The 17,647-nt window shown below is 30.8% G+C and carries 18 protein-coding genes; 4 read left to right on the top strand and 14 right to left on the bottom strand.

The window, feature by feature from the left end:
* Positions 1-5: 5 nt before the first annotated feature.
* From D6T69_RS10805 to D6T69_RS10750, 13 genes are all read right to left on the bottom strand, one after another.
* Entirely contained in the window at positions 6-2,414 is a 2,409-nt protein-coding gene (locus tag D6T69_RS10805) for a TonB-dependent receptor (protein ID WP_125067742.1), read from the bottom strand.
* 440 nt (positions 2,415-2,854) lie between these two features.
* Complete coding sequence (locus D6T69_RS10800; protein ID WP_125067741.1) at positions 2,855-3,634, bottom strand: TerC family protein; 780 nt, start codon at positions 3,632-3,634, stop codon at positions 2,855-2,857.
* A 3-nt stretch (positions 3,635-3,637) separates the two neighbouring features.
* Positions 3,638-4,054: a hypothetical protein gene (locus D6T69_RS10795; protein WP_125067740.1), complete on the bottom strand. Its 417-nt coding sequence runs from the start codon at positions 4,052-4,054 to the stop codon at positions 3,638-3,640.
* Positions 4,054-5,397, bottom strand: a complete 1,344-nt coding sequence (gene purB, locus D6T69_RS10790) for an adenylosuccinate lyase (RefSeq protein ID WP_125067739.1) — start codon at positions 5,395-5,397, stop codon at positions 4,054-4,056. The genes D6T69_RS10795 and purB overlap by 1 nt, the downstream gene beginning before the upstream one ends.
* Positions 5,398-5,685: 288 nt before the next feature.
* Positions 5,686-6,066 (bottom strand): Imm8 family immunity protein, encoded by a 381-nt coding sequence (locus D6T69_RS10785; RefSeq protein ID WP_125067738.1) that lies wholly within the window; start codon positions 6,064-6,066, stop codon positions 5,686-5,688.
* Positions 6,067-6,077: 11 nt separating this feature from the next.
* Positions 6,078-6,488 carry a hypothetical protein gene (locus D6T69_RS10780; RefSeq protein ID WP_125067737.1) on the bottom strand — a complete coding sequence of 137 codons (411 nt, stop codon included), beginning with the start codon at positions 6,486-6,488 and terminating at the stop codon, positions 6,078-6,080.
* Between the two features lie 2 nt (positions 6,489-6,490).
* Positions 6,491-6,925, bottom strand: coding sequence for a hypothetical protein (locus D6T69_RS10775; RefSeq protein ID WP_125067736.1), 435 nt, complete (start codon positions 6,923-6,925; stop codon positions 6,491-6,493).
* Positions 6,926-6,937: 12 nt separating this feature from the next.
* Complete coding sequence (locus D6T69_RS10770) at positions 6,938-9,055, bottom strand: hypothetical protein (RefSeq protein ID WP_125067735.1); 2,118 nt, start codon at positions 9,053-9,055, stop codon at positions 6,938-6,940.
* 19 nt (positions 9,056-9,074) lie between these two features.
* Positions 9,075-10,502, bottom strand: a complete 1,428-nt coding sequence (locus tag D6T69_RS10765; protein WP_125067734.1) for a T9SS type A sorting domain-containing protein — start codon at positions 10,500-10,502, stop codon at positions 9,075-9,077.
* Between the two features lie 67 nt (positions 10,503-10,569).
* Positions 10,570-10,722, bottom strand: a complete 153-nt coding sequence (locus D6T69_RS15995) for a hypothetical protein (RefSeq protein WP_164506716.1) — start codon at positions 10,720-10,722, stop codon at positions 10,570-10,572.
* 825 nt (positions 10,723-11,547) lie between these two features.
* Positions 11,548-12,291 carry a hypothetical protein gene (locus tag D6T69_RS10760; RefSeq protein ID WP_125067733.1) on the bottom strand — a complete coding sequence of 248 codons (744 nt, stop codon included), beginning with the start codon at positions 12,289-12,291 and terminating at the stop codon, positions 11,548-11,550.
* 37 nt (positions 12,292-12,328) lie between these two features.
* Positions 12,329-13,156, bottom strand: coding sequence for a restriction endonuclease (locus tag D6T69_RS10755; protein WP_125067732.1), 828 nt, complete (start codon positions 13,154-13,156; stop codon positions 12,329-12,331).
* A gap of 322 nt (positions 13,157-13,478) precedes the next feature.
* The gene (locus tag D6T69_RS10750) at positions 13,479-14,075 is read right to left on the bottom strand and encodes a Crp/Fnr family transcriptional regulator (RefSeq protein ID WP_125067731.1); all 597 of its coding nucleotides are present in this window, start codon (positions 14,073-14,075) and stop codon (positions 13,479-13,481) included.
* Positions 14,076-14,146: 71 nt separating this feature from the next.
* Here D6T69_RS10750 and D6T69_RS10745 point away from each other — a divergent pair, with 71 nt between their 5' ends.
* Positions 14,147-14,560 carry a group III truncated hemoglobin gene (locus tag D6T69_RS10745; protein ID WP_125067730.1) on the top strand — a complete coding sequence of 138 codons (414 nt, stop codon included), beginning with the start codon at positions 14,147-14,149 and terminating at the stop codon, positions 14,558-14,560.
* On the opposite strand, the gene D6T69_RS10740 is transcribed toward D6T69_RS10745, so the two are convergent.
* Entirely contained in the window at positions 14,550-14,888 is a 339-nt protein-coding gene (locus tag D6T69_RS10740; protein WP_125067729.1) for a hypothetical protein, read from the bottom strand. The two genes, D6T69_RS10745 and D6T69_RS10740, sit on opposite strands and share 11 nt — an antisense overlap.
* Before the next feature lie 129 nt (positions 14,889-15,017).
* Between D6T69_RS10740 and D6T69_RS10735 the strand changes: the two genes are divergently transcribed.
* From D6T69_RS10735 to D6T69_RS10725, 3 genes are read left to right on the top strand one after another with little or no spacing between them, the layout of a single operon-like run.
* The gene (locus D6T69_RS10735; RefSeq protein WP_240628301.1) at positions 15,018-17,036 is read left to right on the top strand and encodes a VWA domain-containing protein; all 2,019 of its coding nucleotides are present in this window, start codon (positions 15,018-15,020) and stop codon (positions 17,034-17,036) included.
* On the top strand, positions 17,036-17,215 hold the full coding sequence (locus D6T69_RS10730; RefSeq protein WP_047790511.1) for a CPXCG motif-containing cysteine-rich protein: 180 nt from the start codon (positions 17,036-17,038) through the stop codon (positions 17,213-17,215). The genes D6T69_RS10735 and D6T69_RS10730 overlap by 1 nt, the downstream gene beginning before the upstream one ends.
* Before the next feature lie 5 nt (positions 17,216-17,220).
* On the top strand, positions 17,221-17,619 hold the full coding sequence (locus tag D6T69_RS10725) for an acyl-CoA thioesterase (RefSeq protein WP_099214563.1): 399 nt from the start codon (positions 17,221-17,223) through the stop codon (positions 17,617-17,619).
* Positions 17,620-17,647: the final 28 nt, after the last annotated feature.

Genomic DNA, 17,647 nt, shown 5'->3' with positions numbered 1-17,647 from the left:
GTTTTTTAATAATTAATTTTTAATTGAATTTTAAAATTCCTTCCTAGGTCATCAGCAAAGTACCTTAACCTATTTAAATAATTTCTATAGCTCTCATTTAAAATATTATCTACTGAAAAGTTTAAATTAAGTTTTGTTTTTGATAATTTAAAATCTAATCCTGTAGAAAAGTTTAATAAATGATATGCTGATGGGGGAGTGCTAACATCTACGGTTACGAAACGATCTTCAAGCGGTAAATAAGCTTGAAAGTTATTATTCGGAAACTCGTTTTGTTCTGCATTAAATTCGCTTTCTATAGAAGCATAAAAATTTTTCCAGTTTTCTTTCTTGAAAACTAGTGAAGTAACTGTTTTAAAAGGAGGAATATCTATCAGCGGTCTATTACCTGATAAATCCTTACCTTTTAAAAGAGAACTTTTATTTGTTAACACAATATTATTTGTAGGTTGAAAAGATATATTTGTATCAACTCCAAATAATTGTGCATTAACTTGTTTATAAGACCATACTGGAAAAGCACCTCTGTTGGTTGTTTCCTCTCCTGTAGGTTCTATATAAATGAAATCTTTTATATGATTATAAAACCCTTCAACAGTAATATTCAACTTATCGCTATTATACATATACGAAGCAGAAAATCTATTTGATGTCTCTGTTTGCATACGTAAATCTCCTATTTCTATTCTTGCTGCAGAGTGATGTAAACCGTCACTAAACAATTCAGAAGGGTTAGGAGCTCTGTTGGCTAGTCCATAGTTTACAATGAATGAATTCTTAGCATCAAGATTATAAGTTAAACCAAGAGATGTAGAAACATTGTGGTATGTAAACTTTGGATTTGTTAAAAGTTGAGAACCTGGTGCATTAGGATCTATAATTATATGACTAAAATCATTTTGATAATTCAAATTGTCCCATCTAGTTTGCAGATAAAACTTTTTTGCGTCAATGTGCTCTAAATCATATCTAATTCCAGCGGAAAATACTAAATCATCAAATTTAAAGTCAGCAATTGCATAGCTTCCAAAGCTAAACCTCTTATAATCTGGTATTAATCGTCTAACTTTTGTAATTGGATCAGGGAAATTATCTTGATATAATGCACTTAATCCAAATTTATAAAGATGATTAGGGTTTGAGTCTAACTGAAAATCAGATTTAAAATTATGAGTTGTTAAGTCTAAATCAACAGCTTGTAAATTTTTATTATCACCAATTCTTCTGTCAAACTCTAGTCTGTTATTAAACTGGAAATCGTATTGTAATGAAAGTTTACCCAGTCCTTTAAACCTTTTGTAATAAGCAGCTTTTAATAAATGATGTGTAACATCTTGCTTTGGGTTATCAATATCATAACTAAAGTCATTTATAAAAAGAGGAATTGGACTTTCAATAGCATCAACTAAATCGGCAACATTACCAAAATGAGATGCTCTTAAAATACCTATTTCATTACTTAGGTAACTGTAAAAAAGTTCAAAACCTTTTTCAAACTGCTTTTTCCCTATGTTAAAAGTAAAAGCTTTTGAGTTAATCCCAGTATTAGATAAATTATAGTTTGCAGCTTCAAAATCACCTGCTCTTTTAAACGATGCTTGACCATTAACAAACCAACCACTTTTATAGCTTTTATTCAAACTTGTAGTAACGGAAAATAAACGTCCATTAGTTTGTTGAGAAATTATACTTTTACCATATAAAGTATCTTTGTCAATAACACTTTTAACAGGGTTTATTATAACAACACCTCCAATAGCATCACCTCCATATTGTAATGCATTTGCTCCTTTAACAACTGAAATAGTTTTAGCAGCATTAACATCTATATTTGGTGCGTGTTCAATTCCCCATTCTTGATCTTGAAGTCTAACATTGTTAAAAGAAACAAGAACTCTACTTCCGTTTAAACCATTAATTACTGGTTTAACAATACTATTACCAGTATTAATAGAGGAAACTCCTGTAATGTTTTTTAAAGCATCACCTAAAGAAGCACCACTAAATTTTTCTAATGTTTGTGTTTTAATTAGAGTTTCTTGGGCTGTTTTAGTTTTTAAACCAATGGCTCCTTTTACATTAACTTCATTTAGTTCTTCTTCGTGATGTTCTAAATCAATAATTTTATATATGTCTGCAGAAATATTTAATTCAAGAGTTTGTGGATCACAAGCTACATGAGATATTTCAACTATAATTTTACCAGAACATACCTTTGGAATTGAAAATTTTCCTTGAAAATCAGTAACGACGTATTTGTTTTGGTTTTTAATAAAAACTGTAGCACCTACTATAGGAGATTTATCGTGAAAATCCTCAACAAGACCAGAGAATGTATGTTTACAATTTTGACCTTTTACATTACTATAACTTAGTAATAGCAAAAGAATCAAAATGATACGTTTTGATTTCATTTAAGATTTATTTTTAATTTAATTTATGTGATAACTAAATTAAATTAAAAGGAGGCCCTCTTGGTAGGGTTTTTACAACATGATGAACCGGAATAAATTGCGGTTGTAAGTTTTGTCTAGTTTTAAAATAAGCAACTGGAATTAAATCATAACTTGAGTTAAAATCAAGCGAAAAAACTTGGAAGTTAAAATTAAATAAAGAACAATTTAATTCTTGCTCATGAAAGTGTTGTTCATTAGTAGAAGAACAAACTGGATGTTTATGATTTTCAAAGGAATGTACTAGCAGTATAACTGAAGGTAACAGTAATACAAGTATACTTACAAGTGCAATATGTCTTTTTAATCTAAACATGCGTAGTGTTGCAAATGTATAAAAAAAACAAAGACCTAACAGATAAATGTTTGCTAGGTCTTTTGCTTATAATATTAATATTTTCTTAATGCTTTTTTGAGTTCCCTCGCATTTTCATGTTTAACATTTCTACAAGTAGAGAAAATGTAATGGCAAAATATAAATATCCTTTAGGAATAGCACCAACTGATTGTCCAAAAACTATTGTATGAGACAAATGTGCACTCTCTGTAATTAGCATAAACCCAATTAGAATTAAAAAGGATAAAGCTAACATTTGAATTGTAGGATGTTTGTTTACAAAATTACTAATAGGAGTAGCAAACATTAACATAATTAAGATTGAGACAATAACGGCGATAATCATTATGATTAATGCTCCTTGTATACCATTTGTCATACCTACAGCAGTTAAAACAGAATCAAAAGAGAAAACAATATCAATTAATACTATTTGAGTTATAACATTTAGTAAAGTAGCTCTCTTTTTAGGATTACCTGAAGCGTGTGCTTCATCTCTTCCTTCAACTTTATGGTGAATCTCACTAGTACTTTTGTATAGTAGAAATATACCTCCAACAAATAAAATCAAAGCTTGACCTGTAACACCTACTTTTAACCAAGACAAATCAATATTCCAGATAGGGTCTTTCATACTAATTAAATAAGAAACTCCTAATAAAAGAAGAATTCTAAAAATCATAGCTAATAGAAGACCTATTCGAGTAGCTTTTTTTTGCTGATTTTCAGGTAACTTGTTAGAAGCAATAGAGATAAAGATAATGTTATCAATACCCAATACAACTTCTAAAAAAGTTAGGGTTAGCAAGGCAACCCAGGTATCAGCTTGTAAGAAAATTTCCATAGTTTATTTTACTTTATATACAGTTCCTTTTTGCTTAAAGTTAGAATAGCCAATTTTTGCGGTAAAACTATAAGAGCTGTCAGTTACTTTAGTTATTTGAACAAAAATAGGATCTTTATCTAAATCAGTTTTAGGGCTTTTCATTTGCAAAGTGTATGCAAAATTATTTTTCCATTTGATGTAGAGTGTATCTATATGTTTTACTTCTTTTTCAGTAACCAAGCTGTCAGTTGAAATACTTACTTTTTTAGTATATTCTTCTATTTGTAAGCTATCTTTTCTTACAATAGTTGTTTTTCCGTAGTTATCTCCAGCAGGAATTTCAAACGTTCCGTGGACAAAACGTGTAGGATCTCCTTTTTTCTCTGGAGTACATGAAATAGCTAAAAATAAAACTAAAAAAGTAAGTAAATATCTCATTATATACCTGTGTAATTAGATGGTGTAATTTGTTTTAATTCGTTTTTAATCGCATCAGAAACTTCTAGAGTATCAATAAAATTAGCGATAGAATCTTTGTTGATTTTTTCGTTAGTACGTGTTAATCCTTTTAAAGCTTCGTATGGATTAGGGTACGCTTCACGACGTAAAATTGTTTGAATAGCCTCAGCAACTACCGCCCAGTTATTTTCTAAATCTTCAGCGAACTTAGCTTCGTTTAATAATAACTTGTTTAATCCTTTTAAGGTAGAAGCAAAACCAATTAACGTATGTCCAAAAGGAACTCCAACGTTACGTAATACCGTACTATCCGTTAAATCACGTTGTAATCTAGAAACTGGTAACTTAGCTGCTAAATGCTCAAAAATAGCGTTTGCAATCCCTAAGTTTCCTTCAGAGTTTTCAAAATCGATAGGATTTACTTTGTGTGGCATTGCAGATGAGCCTACTTCACCTTTTTTAATTTTTTGTTTGAAGTAGTCGTTAGAAACATACGTCCAAACATCGCGATCTAAATCGATTAAAATTGTATTTACACGCTTTAATCCGTCGTATAAAGCTGCCATGTGGTCGTAGTGCTCAATTTGTGTAGTAGGGAAGGAGTGGTGCAATCCTAAAACCTCCTCAACGAAATGAGTTCCGAAGTTTTTCCAGTCGATATCTGGGTACGCTACTTTGTGTGCATTGTAGTTACCTGTAGCTCCACCAAACTTCGCAGCATGTGGTGTATGTTGTATGTGAATAACCTGATTGTTAATACGCTCTACAAATACAAAAAACTCTTTTCCTAAACGGGTAGGAGAGGCTGGTTGCCCGTGAGTTCTTGCTAACATTGGTACGTTTTCCCATTCTTCTGATAAATCAGCTAATTTGCAAACTAAAGTATCTAAAGTTGGGTAGTATACTTCATCCATCGCATCTTTAATAGATAATGGAATAGCAGTATTGTTAATATCTTGAGACGTTAATCCGAAATGGATAAACTCTTTATATTTCTGCAAGTTTAAGGCGTCAAATTTTTCCTTAATAAAATACTCAACAGCTTTTACATCGTGATTGGTAACGCTTTCAATTTCTTTAATTTTTTGTGCGTCTTCTGCAGAAAAATCTTCATAAATTTTACGTAAATCAGCATATAAATCTTTATTGAAATCGGCTAACTGAGGTAATGGAATTTCACATAAAGCAATGAAATATTCAATTTCTACCTTTACACGATATTTTATTAAAGCTTCTTCTGAAAAATAGTTTGCTAAGCTTGCTACTTTGTTACGGTATCTACCATCAATAGGAGAGATGGCGTTTAATTCTGTTAACTTCATGTTTTGTTGTTGTGTTGAAAGGCACAAAAATAGAAAATACTTCCCTTTTTTTAGAGATAAACTACAGGAATTTTAGTACTAACAAAAAGCAATCTTATTTAGGGACAAAGAAGTATAAAACCTTTAAGAAGAAATAGAACGCTATTGAATAAAAACGAAGCCACTTCTAAAAGTGGCTTCGTTATATTGTAAAATTACAACTCCATCTTACTTATCCAATTCTATTTAATTCTTTAAATATAGATTTAAGTTTTAACGTTAGAGTTGTAAATATCTTTAACAAAGATATTATTCTTGATAGTCTTCAAATTCCCAACGGCCTATTCTACCAATTTTAGTTGCTAAAATGTCCCAGTTTGGTTCGTCTAATTTTTTTATATATTCATTTACAAGCGTGTATAATTCATTAAAATCATATTCAAACATAATTATGATATGTCTTCCAAAAACAGCTTTTTTGCCTTTTTGATGATAATAACGCTCCGTTAAAAACTTGGGAGAAGCCACTAAAAAATTAAAAATTTCCTGTCCTCTTTCATTTAAGGGTCCTACTTCTATAGAAAAGTCAAATCCAAAAAAATCTTTTTCTATAGGTTCATATTCTTCAAAATCTTTTCCAAGTATTACATTCAAATCTGCACTATGCATGGTTTTTATTACTGCTTTCATATAATAAAGATTTATTCAATGACAGCAATATCATCCCCTCCTTGCAAACAAATATACTGTTTGTTTTTAATAGTTATTTCCCAGTTTTCAAAAGCCATGGATGTAATATATACTTCAATTTTTTTAGTAGAAGAAAAGTATAATATTAAATCGTTATTGTTTGTTATTTCAATTTTTAATAAATAATCATTTTTAAATTCTTTATTTAAAAAACTAATTAAATCTATTTTAGGTTCTTGAAAGCTATATTTTAAATTATGGTCTTTTGAAATGAGTTCTATCTTATTATTCTTAAAAAACCTCCAAAAATCTGTCGGAATTAAATGAATTTCTTCAAAAGAGAAATAAAATAAATTACTATTATTATCGTAAACTATTTCTCTAATTTTAGATTTTCCTTCAAAAATTATTTTTTCTTTCATGATTAGTTATTTTTTTCTTCTTCAATTTCTAAATCATGAAAAATAAAACTTATATTACAACTGTTTACACTAAAAACTAATTTGTATAGTTTGAAGTTATAATCTTTTTGTAGTTCAATGAGATCAGGATCGCTATCTTTTATTTCCCAATTGTTTATTATAAAGCTTTTTATTCCCCAATAAAATCCATTCAATGGGTTAGGTTGTGCACTTTCTATATATTCATTATCCATAATAAAATCATCTTGTTTTACCTTAGATAAATAATTTACTGAAATGACACCCTTAAGTGTAACTTTTAGTTTAATTTCTCCAAAATCAGAATAGATAAAAACTTCAAAATCTCTATGTGTGTTTTTTTGACAAAATGATGCAAAGGCACCATCAAGAATATAATATTTGGATAATTTACTTTTTAAAAAATTGATTGTACTCATCTTAGAAAATTATTAAAATTCGAAATGCCAATTACCCTTACTTAAAGTTTGTCCATTTAAAGGATTCATTGGTTGACCAAAATTATTGTGAAATACTACATAACCTTTTGGTTTAGGATATGTTCCTGTCGTTGTTGGTTTCATTATTCTTATCGCGTTAGCATCAGAGTTTAAAGGAGTTCCTTGAGGTACAAATTTAATACCTTTACCATTATCAACAATTCTAGGAACATAACTATCTGGAATATTAATGGTTACCTTTACTCCTTGAGGATTTTTCACAACTTTGCCTTGAAATGATTTGTTAGTCATCCTATTTAAAGGCACTTTCCATTTAGTAACTGTTTTGGTTGAACTAACTGTTGAATTAGTAGGTAAGTTAGTAATAGCATGTCCAAAACTAGTAATTACGTATGCCCACCATTCTGGTGAATGAACAGCATCTTTCCACATTTTTCCTAATCCGTTCCAATAATCACCAGCAGCCAAAGCAATTTGTCCTTCTGAAGGTACTCCTTGTAAATAAAATAAGTTAGCACCAGAAGTATATAAACTTATATTTTCTTTAAAATCTTTTAAACCACTTGCTTTTATAAGCATTTCTATACCAAACAAAGATCTTCCAGAACTATCAGTTCTATATGCAGTATAAAAAACAAGCTTTTTAGCTTTATCATAATGAGGTTTAAGGTAGTAGTCTCCGACTTTTATTTCTCTAGAAGTACTATAAGATGATAGGTATAGTAAAATATTTCGTTTGTGTTTTGCTATTAAATACAACTCAACAGGGTTTCCTGTTATTGGATTTTGAATATTGTTTATAACCTCTGTTACTTTAGTTTGCTCAAAAACTACATCAATATTTTTCATATAAGCCTCAATGGCATTATTTACAAACTTCTTAGCGTAAAGATTAACAAAACCTCTATATCTATTATCATTTGCAAATTTTACAAGTTTGTTGGCTTCTGATTTGTGTTTATATAACCATTCTTTTTGTTTAGTATTAGTAATCTTTAACTCTTCTATAAAATTAGTTATCGCAAAATCCGCTGTACTCGTAGAGTTTAATAATTTGTCTAATGCTTGATTTTTTAATCTTTCCCATTCCATTTTTGCCATATACTCATCTTCTGAAGTAGGAGGTGGCATATTAGTTTCTAACAACTTGTAATAGGTTCTTATATCGAAGACTGAATATCCTCCTGTTCTGTTTTTTATAGATAAGCTTTCTATTAACTTAGGAGTAGCTTTATCTATATTATTAAATTTTTTAAACATATTATTAATATGTTCAGGTACAAGGTATGGAGGAGAGCTTAGTTTTTTGTACTCTTCATAATGAACTAAAAATTGTAGTAAACTTAATTTATCCCACATATTTAAACTATTGTAATGTTGGTTTTTAAGTTTTATTACTTCTGGTTCAACCCCTCTACCAATACTTTTAAACATATGGTTATTTATATGAGTTTCAGCCATGTTCTTACTAAAATCAATAAATAAAGGAGTCCATTTTGACTTTAAAGAGCTTAAACTCTTTATATCTTTCAAGTATACTCCTTGTACTTTAATATAACCGAAGGAAGAGTTATTTATGTTTCCTGATTTAATTTCTGCTTCTCTTAGTTTTAATAACTTTAACTCTTTTAAATGCTTTTCTTTGGTTTTAAACCCTTGTGTTCTTAAACGAGAATATTTACGTTGAATTGGTCTTGAAAGAATAGCTATGTTTTTTCTTTCAGAATCTATTAAAAGTTCATTTTTAGCTTTTTCGAAATTAGAAAATTTTCTACCAAATTTTCTGTCTATGGCTGGTTTAACTATATTGTTTATTTGGTTACTATACCATTTTCTTAAAGCTCTTTTTCTCGCTAGCCTAATCAAGTTCTCGTTAACTATTGCATCATTAAAAGAGCCACTCCAGTTAAAACTTAAATCAGAAATTTCACATCCATTACATCTTCCTGATAAATAAGGCTTTAATTCACTATATGTACCGTCTGGAGCAATTAAGAATTCATCTCCAATAGTTGATTTTTCAGGTATATTTAATCTTTGAGCTTGTAAATCAATACTAAATGTACTTACTAAAAGTAGTAGTAAAAACTGTATATATATTCTTTTCATTTGTGTGTTTTTCTAGTAATTATTTTTTGATGATAATTCTTGTTTTTCTTTCTTTTCCTACCAGTATGGTTACTACATATATTCCTTTTGGTAAATCCATTCCCTCAACATAATATTGGTAGCTACCTATTTCCTGACTAGCTAAAGGTTTTATTACCTTTTCTTGTAATCCATTCATGTTGGTGATGGTAACCTTTGTATTTGCTGGCTGTACTAATGAATAGGATACAATTACATCATTTTCAAAAGGGTTTGGATATAGCTTTATAAAACTATCTTCTTGCTTTGAAAGGGCTGCCAAAGCTTCTTCTGAAAGCTCTTCTTCTGAGTTTTCTAATTTCTTTTTCTTTTTTAACACAAAACGAATAGGAACCCCTGATTCTTTCCAAGCACTCACATAAGTCTCTAAGTTTCCTGTTAAGTAGGTTTCTAAATTAAATTGTTTGATAGAAACATCAGAAGAAAGTAATTGATGTTCTAAAACAGAAGGAATGTTTTGACTAAATGAACTATGAGGTAACTCAACAGTAACATCATTAAAATAAAGACTGTTATCTAGTTTAGTAAAGTCTACATTTTGTTTTTTATCAGCAATGGTCGTAGTGATATGTAATACATCACTTTCTGCATCATATTTCGCTGTAATTTTAAAAGGAATTTTGTTTTCTATATGAGTTGCTGACCAATCAAAAAATAATAAATCGCCTTCCCACACTCCGTTAAGTTGTTGTTTGGTAACTTCTGCTGATGTAGCTGTCTCTTCTTCATTTATAACTTGCTTAATTTCCTCTACGTTTATTACTTCAGAGTTTTTAGAAACTTCATTTACGTCAGTCTCTTTTACTGTATCAAAGTTGGTTTTTAATAACTCATTTGCTTTGGCTACATTTTTCTCTACTCCATAGCCATAATAGTAACAAACCCCTAACCAATACTTCGCCATTGGGTAATCGCTCTTTTCAAACCAACTAACCGCTTTGGTATAGTCTTGTTGTATGTTTCCAAAACCTTTTAAATATAGGTAGCCTAATAAATAAGCTGCTTTGGTGTTCCCTAACTCAAATCCTTTTTCAAACCATTTTCTCGCTTTGTTGTAATTGAGTTTACATCCTCTACCATACTTATACAGTATTCCTAAATCAGTAGCGGCAATAGCATTGTCTTGTTTAGCAGCTGCTTTAATTAACTTAAAAGCTTTTGTGTAACTTTCTTCTGTGGCTTCCTCTAGTAAAACACGTCCCATCATGAGTTGTGCCACTGGATTTTCAGTCTCTACACAAGGGGTTAGGTATTCAATAGCTTTTTGTTTGTCTTTTTTAAAAAACTCATTTCCTTCCAAATGGTAATAAGCTCTGTTAATGTTGAAATCGCAATCAACTTCTTTTTCTTGTGCATTGAGTGCTGATGTAAATAAAGCAATCAATACAATAATCCTAGTAATTTTCATTTTTATGTATTAATAATTAAGTTAAAATTCTTAGCAATAATATTTTTCTCATACCTAAGGGGGATGATTAAGATTCTACGTGTAGAGGTGTGTAATTATGAAGCGTTGGAAATAAATTACATAGCTTTTTTCTGTGATCTTCATTTTTTTGTTCTTGTGCTTGTACATGAATACAAGCAAAGCAAAGAACAACTAATAAATAGTTGAATTTTGTTTTCATATCGATTTAATTATTCGGGTTGCAATTTTTTTAAGAGAACAATTTTTTTCGCTAATGAAACAAGTAGATAATAATTTACCCTACCCAAAAAATAAAATAGTATTACAGATTTATTTTAAGATATAATTATGGAAGAACTATGCCGTAATATCAGCGACCCGTGCCGTGGTGTTAGCGGAGCATGCCGTGATATCAGTGACCCGTGCCGTGATGTTAACGGAGCGTGTCATAATATCAGCGACCCATGCCGTGATGTTAACGGAGCACGCCGTAATATCAGCGACCCGTGCCGTGGAGTTAACAGGGCATGCCGTAGTATCAGCGACCCGTGCCGTGGAGTTAACGGAGCGTGCCGTGATGTTAACGGAGCATGCCGTGGTGTCAACGGAGCGTGCCTTGATATCAGCGACCCATGCCGTGGAGTTAACGGAGTATGCCGTAGTATCAGCGACCCGTGCCGTGATGTCAACGGAGCGTGCCGTGATATCAGCGACCCATGCCGTGATGTTAACGGAGCATGCCGTAGTATCAGCGACCCATGCCGTGGTGTTAACGGAGCATGCCGTGATATCAGCGACCCATGCGTCATGTTAACGGAGCACGCCGTAACATCAGTGACCCGTGCCGTGGTGTTAACGGAGTATGCCGTAGTATCAGCGAGTTTTGTTGGTCTTTCCTCACTGATATGTAGGGAGTATTCAATAAAGTGTATAGAGAATTTTATAAATGAATTGTAGCTAAGGGTAAGAGTAAAAAGTGGTTTACCGTATGATATGAAATATAAAACTTGTTTTTTACCTCAGCTCTTTGTTGTGCATAGCACTTTTATTCTTTCCACTTTTTAATATGGTGTTGTAATCCTGTTTTATCTCCACCTTGAAAATAACCACCAGAATTAACTTTATCAATTAATTTAATTACGTCATTAGCGTCATCATAATCCCAATTAAGGTTTTTAGTTAAAAAGGCATATATCTTTTTTGAATCTAATTTGTAATTGTATTTTTTCAAAGCTCTAATATATGTTTTACACAACGCATTGTCAGATGAATTAACAATTCCAGTTGACATATTTATGCTACTTGTTAAGTCTTTAAAAGCATTTTGAACCACCAAATCAGGTAATTCTACACTTTCGATTGCTAGTCCAGTATCAATATTAATCGCTCCCCATTTTTCTGCCCAATCTTTTAAATCAGGTTCAACCCATTGATGTGCTATTAGAGCATAGATACTTTGAAAATCATCATATTTATATAATTCACTTGAACGTAGTCCAAAAGCAACGACTATTTTTTTAGATGGATAGTCAGAATTGAATGTCTTAACTGTTTCTATTCTGAATGGTGGGAATTTTGGGTGAATTATAGTATTCGAAAATAGTTTTTTTACATTACTCATTTCAAATACTCGTTCTATATAAGTTGTCTGCCTTTTGGTGTGAATTAATAAAATTATTTCCTCAATGTCCCCAACTTCATTACAAATTTCCAATGCTTTTCTTACAGCTGAAGTTTCATTTTCTTTAATTGGTCCTTTATTATTATTGTAATATCTTATTTCTGTCATTCTGTTTCAGTATTATACACGTTGTTGCCAACAGTATTTATTTTTTATCTTCTCTTATTATTCCTTTTTCTGATATTGTAAATGTTCTTTCTTCGAATAGCGATTTCATAATCAGCCAAATCTGGTCGACAGGATGAAATTTTAGATTTGAGTTCAATTTTGTAAGAACTCCAGTAAAAATAATTCCCTTAATTTTTATTTTAGAATTAGTTTTCTCGTTAATCAAGTTTGCTCCGTCAAGTCTATAGCCTTTTGTGAACAATGTCCAAAATTCAATATTATGTAATTCTTTTTTAAAGGTTGTCATATAATCAGAAAACGGAATTTTATTTCCATCTAATAATTCAATTTTCACTTTATCAATTTCAATGACTTCTCTGTCAAGCTCTGTTTTGTCAACAGCATCTATAACCGTTCCTAGAATTTCAGGTCTATGAATCCAAGTTTTGATATCGAATATTCTTCCACGACTTTCCCAGTCTTTTTCTTCGATTTCTCTTAATTCAACTAATCCAATATTTCGATGTTTGGCAAATGAGATTCCATCAGGTGTAAATCCACTTTTTGAGACAATCACTCCTTTATTAATTCCAGCATCTTCAATTATTTCAGATACTTTCATTACGATGTCTTTGTTTATTTTGTCTTTCCAATATTTACATTCAATAGCAGTTTTGTAATTATGAATTCCGTCAGAATGATTGATCAAAACATCAATTTGATGATTTACACCAGACTTTCCTTTTACTTTGCAATTATTTCCGTAACCTTCTATTTTAACTCCAGATTCTTTTCCTAAAGTTTCATAAATATATTTTGTAATGGATTCATATTTTTTCCAATCCAAATTTGTTTTTTCTGACATTTATAATTGAATTGTAAATATTGATTGAAGTTCGTAATTCATATTGCTGGTAACTTGTTTATATACGTAATAAAATTACTGTTATATTCTCTTAACGATAGGATAAGCGGAACTTTTAGCAATTTTAACACATTGTCAAATATATTAAAACCAATAGGTTACCTAAAATAAAGTTATTAACGAGTTATTGTTATTTGTTAATTAATTATACAATTCCAACGAACTTACTACAAGGTGTGTACAAAATCTTACGGAATTCCATAAATCAATTAATTTTTATGATTTATGACACACTTTATTGAATGGTCTCTTAAGGAAAGCTTTAACGATATACCTTTCGTTTGCTAATTTTTACGTCTCCCTTTTTTTCTAAAGATTTTATTACTCGAATAACCGTTTCTACGCGTAAACCTAAAATATCGGCCATTTGCTGACGTGTATAGGCTACTTTAAACGAGTATTTTCCTTCAACTTTGTATACATCGTCTTTTAAATAATCAATAAATCGAAGCACTCTATGTGCAGGCTCTTGACTCGATATTTCGGAAGCAATAATAGCTTTGTAATACAAACGTTTTGCTAAACTTTGGGTGATTTTTAAGTGAGTTTCAGGATTATCTTGCAATAATTTAAACAGGTTGCTTTTAGATAAGGCTAGAACCGTACTATCAGAAATAGCCACCGCATTGGCAGGATATTTTACATCGATAAATAAGGGTGGTTCACCAAAACTTTGGTTTTTATAAAATACCCCTTGAATAAACTCTTTACCATCATCATTAAAATTATTCATTTTAACTACTCCGCTTACTATTTGGTAGTAGTAGTGTGCGGTTTGTTTTTCAGAGAAAATAATTTCGTCTTTTTGAAAACGTTTCGTTTCAGCGGTATATTTTAATAAGAGTTCTTCTGGAATCATTATGATTTAAGTCATAAATTGCAATTGCATAAAGATATACTTTTGTAGCGTATTTCAACAACGATTTGTAAATGGATAAAAGAGACATAGAAAATAGGGAAGATGTGTATAAGTTGGTATCAACCTTTTATAATGATAAAATTAGAAAGGATGATTTTATAGGGCCTATATTTTTGAAAACAATTCCAGAAGAAACCTGGGAACCTCATTTACAAAAACTCACCGATTTTTGGGAAACGAATTTGTTTTTTGTTAGAAAGTTTAAAGGAAACCCGATGAAAGCACACAAAGATGTAGATAGGGATTTTGAGTATTCTATTTATCAGGAACACTTTGGACGCTGGTTGCAATTGTGGTTTGAGACGGTTGATGAACTTTTTGACGGAACAAAAGCACATGAAGCTAAAGAAAGAGCACGAAACATAGCTTCTATGCTCTTTTTTAGAATGTTTGAAGCTAAGCCGAAGCCTACAACTACGACATAAGTAGGTAAAAAATCAACGAAATATTACCGAGTATATTGATAATAAATGCCCATGCAATTATTTTAAAAGGGCGTTGACTTATAGCGGCAGCATTAGCTCCCATAGCCGTTACACAAGCAAAAATTAGGGCAAATAAATTAACATCACCGTTTACGGCTAAAGCAGCTGTTATGGAGGCAATCATAGAGCCTACGGTAATTAATATAATAGATACACCAATGCTATTTCGTTCTCCTTCAGCAATTTTTTTATTGATGTAAGCCTTAATTCCCATGCTATTTGTTTTTTGAAGTGTTTTTTCAGTGGTTAAGTTTTCAGTAGTTACCATACATAATAGTTTTTGATAAAATTATGTAACTGATAATTAGTTTTTTATGATTCAAGTCATAAATGAAAAAGAAGAAAAGGCCTTTTTATTTGTTAGATATTTTTATCTTCACATACTAAAATAAGCTGAGTGGAGTCAATAACTATAATTTACATTGTATTAGCCGTATTAATAAGCGTAGCTATTGCTTTTTTTCAATATTACTATAAGGTAAATAGAACTCCGAAAGTACACATCTTACTTTTTAGCTTAAAGGCACTAAGTCTCTTTTTAATTGGGTTGCTATTGATTAATCCGAAGATAACAACTCTTGAAACAGAAAACATAAAACCTGTGTTATCTGTATTGGCAGACAATTCGTTATCCACTCAATTTTTTAAAGAAGAAAAAAAGGTACAAGAATTAATATCAAAAGTAGAAAGCAACGAAGAACTTCAAGATAAGTTTGACGTACAGTATTTTTCGTTTGGGAATGATATTAAGGTGTTGGATAGTTTATCGTTTGCTGAAACACAAACCAATATTTCAAAAGCAGTTGAAGCTGTTAATGAGTTGAATAAAGATAAAAATGCAGCTACCATTTTAATAACCGATGGAAATCAAACCCAAGGAAATGATTATGAGTTTTCATCAACAAAGCATAAAGTATTTTCTGTAGTTATTGGTGATACTATTAAGTATCAAGATATTCAAATTTCGCAGTTAAATGTGAATAAGTACAGCTATGTAAAGAACAAGTTTCCAGTTGAAGCATTGTTGTATTATGAAGGAAAAGAAACGGTGAATACTACTTTTTCAATCGTAAAAAACGGGAGCAGAGTTTTCTCAAAAAGAGTGCGTTTCTCACCAGAAAACCCTGTGCAAACTGTTACAGCCAATTTAGTGTCTAATACCAAAGGAGTACACTATTACACAGCGTCGATAAGTAGTATAGCGAATGAAAAAAACACGAAGAACAATTATAAAAGCTTTTCAGTAGAAGTTTTAGATGAGCAAACCAAAGTTTTATTACTAAGTTCTTTTTTACACCCAGATTTAGGGGCACTAAAAAAAGCGATAGAGAGCAATAAACAACGTAAAGTAGATATTGCTTTGATACAGGATAAGAATATAAACTTAGATGCGTTTCAGTTTTTTGTTTTGTATCAACCTAATAGCTACTTTAAATCAACTTTAGAAAAAATACAATCTAACTTTTTACTGGTTTCAGGTACAAAAACAGATTGGAACTTTTTGAATAGTCAAGATTTTGGGGTTCAAAAAAGAGTAATCAATCAAAAAGAAGAATACACAGCTATTTACAATGCAGATTTTCTAACTTTTTATCAAGAGGATATAGGTTTTGGTCAATTTCCGCCACTAAAAGACAAGTTTGGAGAAGTACAGACTAAAAAAGAATCTCAAAGCTTGTTGTATCAGAAGTATGCAGGGGTAGAAACTACTCAACCGTTATTATCAACCTTTGAAGAGAATGATAAAAAGTATGCCGTACTATTTGGTGAGGGTATTTGGAAATGGAGAGCTGCCAGTTATTTAAAAGAGAAAAACTTTGAAAGTTTTGATACGTTTGTAGGAAACTTAGTTCAGTATTTAGCATCCACTGAAAAGAGAAGACGTTTAGATGTAAAAGCACAACGTTTGTACGCAGCTAATGAACCTATAACCATAAGTGCATTTTATGTTGATAAAAACTATCAATTTGATAGCAGAGCGTCTTTAGAGTTAACAGTAACTAATTTAGAAACAAAGGCTAAAAAGAGTATTCCGTTTTCGCTATTTAATAACTCATATCAAGTTGCTGTTGAAGGATTAGCTTCAGGAGAATATTCATATACCGTAACTGTAAAGAATCAAAATATAAGCAGCTCAGGGAGGTTTAAAATTGAAGATTATCAGATAGAAGAGCAGTTTACCAATGCTAATTTTAAAAAATTAGAACAGCTGGCGTTAAAAACAGACGGAGCTATAGTTTATGCAGATAAAGTTGACGATTTATTAAAAAAGATACAAGAAGATGCATCTTTTTACACCACTCAAAAGTCTATTACCAAAAAACAAAGTTTAGTTGATTGGAAATGGTTGTTATTATTGATTATAGTTTTATTGTCAATAGAGTGGTTTGTTAGAAAATACTATGGTAAAATATGATGTATGAGCACTTTTTTCAATGTCCACATTGTTGGGAAGAAATTTCCATGTTGCTGGATGCAAGTACATCTGAAACCTATGTAGAAGATTGTGAGGTATGTTGCAATCCTATACAAATAACGTTTACCTTTGTAAATAACGATTTAGTAGCTTTTGAAGCTAAAAACATAGAACAATAAATACGATGAGATTTCACACACGTAAATGGGTAAAACCAGAAGATTTAAATCCTAACGGAACACTTTTCGGAGGACGATTATTACAATGGATTGATGAAGAAGTAGCGTTATATGCTATTATTCAGTTAGAAATTCCAAAAACAGTAACCAAGTTTATGTCTGAAATAAATTTTGTTAGTTCAGCAAAACAAGGAGATATTGTTGAAATAGGAATTGATGTAGTAAAGTTTGGAACAACGTCTATTACCTTAAGTTGTGAGGTTCGTAACAAAATAACCCGTAAAACAATTATTGCAATTGATAAAATTATCATGGTGAGTTTAGATGAAGAAGGAAAGCCTTTTGCACATGGTAAAACAAAAATTGAATACGTTAAAGATAGGTTAGATAACGAAGATTCATAAAATTTTATAATTTTGTAACTCTAAATTA

It is taken from the genome of Tenacibaculum singaporense (assembly GCF_003867015.1).
GTDB classification, from domain to species: Bacteria; Bacteroidota; Bacteroidia; order Flavobacteriales; family Flavobacteriaceae; genus Polaribacter; species Polaribacter singaporensis.
The sequence above is the reverse complement of the archived record's forward strand: the minus strand, read 5'-3'. Positions and strand labels throughout refer to the sequence as shown.

Coding starts and splice junctions, on each gene's coding strand:
- D6T69_RS10755 (WP_125067732.1), bottom strand. CDS start 13,156: ATGTCAGAAAAAACAAATTTGGATTGGAAAAAATATGAATCCATTACA.
- D6T69_RS10730 (WP_047790511.1), top strand. CDS start 17,036: ATGTATGAGCACTTTTTTCAATGTCCACATTGTTGGGAAGAAATTTCC.
- D6T69_RS10750 (WP_125067731.1), bottom strand. CDS start 14,075: ATGATTCCAGAAGAACTCTTATTAAAATATACCGCTGAAACGAAACGT.
- D6T69_RS10785 (WP_125067738.1), bottom strand. CDS start 6,066: ATGAAAGCAGTAATAAAAACCATGCATAGTGCAGATTTGAATGTAATA.
- D6T69_RS10745 (WP_125067730.1), top strand. CDS start 14,147: ATGGATAAAAGAGACATAGAAAATAGGGAAGATGTGTATAAGTTGGTA.
- D6T69_RS10760 (WP_125067733.1), bottom strand. CDS start 12,291: ATGACAGAAATAAGATATTACAATAATAATAAAGGACCAATTAAAGAA.
- D6T69_RS10805 (WP_125067742.1), bottom strand. CDS start 2,414: ATGAAATCAAAACGTATCATTTTGATTCTTTTGCTATTACTAAGTTAT.
- D6T69_RS10725 (WP_099214563.1), top strand. CDS start 17,221: ATGAGATTTCACACACGTAAATGGGTAAAACCAGAAGATTTAAATCCT.
- D6T69_RS15995 (WP_164506716.1), bottom strand. CDS start 10,722: ATGAAAACAAAATTCAACTATTTATTAGTTGTTCTTTGCTTTGCTTGT.
- D6T69_RS10765 (WP_125067734.1), bottom strand. CDS start 10,502: ATGAAAATTACTAGGATTATTGTATTGATTGCTTTATTTACATCAGCA.
- D6T69_RS10740 (WP_125067729.1), bottom strand. CDS start 14,888: ATGGTAACTACTGAAAACTTAACCACTGAAAAAACACTTCAAAAAACA.
- D6T69_RS10770 (WP_125067735.1), bottom strand. CDS start 9,055: ATGAAAAGAATATATATACAGTTTTTACTACTACTTTTAGTAAGTACA.
- D6T69_RS10795 (WP_125067740.1), bottom strand. CDS start 4,054: ATGAGATATTTACTTACTTTTTTAGTTTTATTTTTAGCTATTTCATGT.
- D6T69_RS10775 (WP_125067736.1), bottom strand. CDS start 6,925: ATGAGTACAATCAATTTTTTAAAAAGTAAATTATCCAAATATTATATT.
- D6T69_RS10780 (WP_125067737.1), bottom strand. CDS start 6,488: ATGAAAGAAAAAATAATTTTTGAAGGAAAATCTAAAATTAGAGAAATA.
- D6T69_RS10800 (WP_125067741.1), bottom strand. CDS start 3,634: ATGGAAATTTTCTTACAAGCTGATACCTGGGTTGCCTTGCTAACCCTA.
- purB (WP_125067739.1), bottom strand. CDS start 5,397: ATGAAGTTAACAGAATTAAACGCCATCTCTCCTATTGATGGTAGATAC.